The organism is Huijunlia imazamoxiresistens (genome assembly GCF_037132455.1).
In the GTDB taxonomy this organism is placed as follows: domain Bacteria; phylum Bacteroidota; class Bacteroidia; order Chitinophagales; family Chitinophagaceae; genus Flavisolibacter; species Flavisolibacter imazamoxiresistens.
Genome location: NZ_JBBBEI010000076.1, coordinates 1 through 2,561 on the forward strand (window position 1 = coordinate 1; position 2,561 = coordinate 2,561).

The window sequence follows — 2,561 nt, forward strand, 5'->3', positions numbered from 1 at the left end:
GCCGGCGCCAACGCCGACAGCGCTTTCGCTTCCATTGACGACAACGAGCTGAGCGACTGGTACAACGACGGCAACCTCTCCACCGCCTGGGTTGAATACGAGCTGGAGCGGGAAGCCACCGTCAGCGAAGTGACCCTGAAGCTGAATAACTTCCGCAGCCGCGTGTACCCGCTGGTGATCACCGTGGACGGAAAGGAAGTATTTAAGGGCAATACCGAAAATAGCCTTGGGTATTATACCGCCCTATGTACTCCCGCCAAAGGCAAAAAGGTCCGCATTCAACTGGCCGCCGTGGCAAAAGCGGAGGGGAACAAGCAGGTGGAAATTACGGGCAAAAAGCTCGATGACGGCGTAGCCCGCGATGACAGCAAGGCACAGGGCCGCCTGAGCATCATCGAAGCCGAAGTATACGAGAAGGTGCCGTAAGCCGTTCACAGGCCCCAAAGCGGGCTCATAAATTAATTATTGAAAAATAGGGGCTCATGGCCCCTATTTTGCTTATAGAAGGGAAAATAGCTGCAACAGTTTGTGGCTAGATTTTGTGGGTTTCGAAATTACATTCTATGCAGCCTATAAAACACTTCTGGAGCATTTTCTTGCTGACCCTTCTTGTCTTCGCCTCCTGCAAAAAGGACGATGCGGACGGCACTGGCGACTCCTCTGACTCTACTTCCGTTTTCATTGACAACACCCCCATGCAACAGGGGAAGTGGAAGGTTTCCCTCTACCAGGAAAACGGCAAGGACGAAACGAGCCAGTTCAGCGGCTATGAATTCACCTTTAAGAACGATGGGGTCGTGAATGCCGTAAAAGCGAATTATACCGTCACCGGCGGCTGGATCCAGGGAAGCGGCAGCCGTTATGGAAAATTCATCCTGAGCTTTGGCCAGACCGCTCCTTTCGAGGACATCAGCGAGGACTGGACGATCCTTGAAAAAACAGCCTCCCGCCTCCGCCTGGAACACACCAGCGGCGGTGATGGCAGTAAAGACGTACTGACCTTTGACAAATTGTAATGCTCTCCCCGGTCTAGGCTAAGGCTAGACCGGGGAGAGGTGTTATAGCACCCGGGTGAGTTGCTTTTTATCCCCCACCACAAAGACCGTGTCTCCGGCAAGCAGGACCATATCCGATTCGGGATTGAGGGTGCGCTCGCCGTTGCGTTCAATGCCGACGACCAGGGCCTGCGCTTTTTCCCGCAGCCCTGTCTGACGGATGGTGCGGCCTGCCAGGGAAGATTCCGCAGCGATAACGGACCGGTGGAGTTCCACCTGCGTCGGCGCCTTTTCCGCCGCCCCGTCTTCGCGGGACCGCAGCGATACCTTCAGCCGCTGTACCTGGTGATCGGTGCCCAGCACCAGCAGCTGGTCGCCGGGAAACACCATCTGCTCCTTGCCGGGCACCGCAATGGAATGCTCGCCCCTTTTGATCAGCACCACGTTGATGCCGGTGGTCTCCCGCCACCGCAGCTCCAGCAGCGTCTTGCCGGCACAGGGCGCGAAGGGACCCACTTCCACCGGGACGATATGGGCGTTCCAGGGCGCCAGCTCCTGGCGGTTGCTCCGGGCGGCAGCGATCTCCCGCTGGTTCAGGTTGGTAAAGAACCGCGACTCTATTTTTTTATAATAATCCCGGATCCGGTCGGAGAACACCACCAGGAGCGTGATCATCAGGGCCGTTACTCCCAGGCCGACGTAGAGGTGGAAGAACCGGTGCAGCAGGAAGCCGATAAAAAAGGCTGCCAGCCCCAGCCGCGCCAGCCGCACTACGAACACCAGTCCCCGGTAGCGGCTGGTGAAGATCACGTTGCTGTGGGCCTCCGAACCGCTTTTTACCGCCAGCGCCCACAAAAAGGGCAGCAGCAACAGCAGCGTCAAAAAGGCCGTGCCGATTTTCAGCGTCATAGAACCGCCTTCCTGGTTGATCCAGGGAAGGGCCAGTTCCGAAGCCATGAAGATCAGCGACACGATCACGATGGACAGCAGCACGGAATTGATGACGGTGGAGCGGATAAACCGTTTCCATTCGCTCTGGAAGGAAACGGCCTTGGTTTCGCTGCTGTAGCTGTTCAGCCGTGCCAGCAGCGGGGCCGGCAGGCGGTGGTGCAGCCAGTGGTAAAGGCCGCCCGATGCCTGGATAAGGTAAGGCGTGGTCAGCGTGGTCACCGCCGATACCGCTACGGCTATGGGGTACAAAAAGCTGCTCGTTACCTTCAGTGTCAGGCCCAGGGTAGCAATAATAAAGGAGAACTCCCCGATCTGCGCCAGGCTGAAGCCCGCCTGGATGGAGGTTTGCAGCGGCTGACCCGAGACCAGGGCGCCGATAGCGGTGCTGAGCACCTTACCTACGATGGTCACGCCGCAGAGGATCAGGATGGGCACCGCATACTCCAGCAGCACCTGTGGGTTGATGAGCATGCCCACCGATACAAAGAAGATGGCCCCGAACAGGTCCTTTACAGGCTTTATGAGGTGCTCGATCTTTTCGGCCTTGGTGGTCTCGGCCAGGATGGAGCCCATGATGAAGGCGCCCAGGGCCGGGGAAAAGCCCACCGCATTGGC

The 2,561-nt window shown here is 57.8% G+C and carries 3 protein-coding genes; 2 read left to right on the plus strand and 1 reads right to left on the minus strand.

Annotated features, from left to right (window positions below):
• Together V9K67_RS26900 and V9K67_RS26905 are read left to right on the plus strand one after the other, a co-directional pair.
• Positions 1-426, plus strand: a 426-nt coding sequence (locus V9K67_RS26900) for a discoidin domain-containing protein (protein WP_336728201.1), incomplete at its 5' end; no start/stop codon positions are given.
• A 137-nt stretch (positions 427-563) separates the two neighbouring features.
• Positions 564-1,016 carry a hypothetical protein gene (locus V9K67_RS26905; protein WP_336728204.1) on the plus strand — a complete coding sequence of 151 codons (453 nt, stop codon included), beginning with the start codon at positions 564-566 and terminating at the stop codon, positions 1,014-1,016.
• Between the two features lie 42 nt (positions 1,017-1,058).
• Here the strand turns inward: V9K67_RS26905 and V9K67_RS26910 are convergent.
• On the minus strand, positions 1,059-2,561 hold a 1,503-nt coding region (locus V9K67_RS26910; protein WP_336728206.1), incomplete at its 5' end, for a TrkA C-terminal domain-containing protein.

Bases quoted from the DNA above. Each gene is read 5' to 3' on its own strand.
- V9K67_RS26905 (WP_336728204.1), top strand. From the start codon at position 564: ATGCAGCCTATAAAACACTTCTGGAGCATTTTCTTGCTGACCCTTCTT.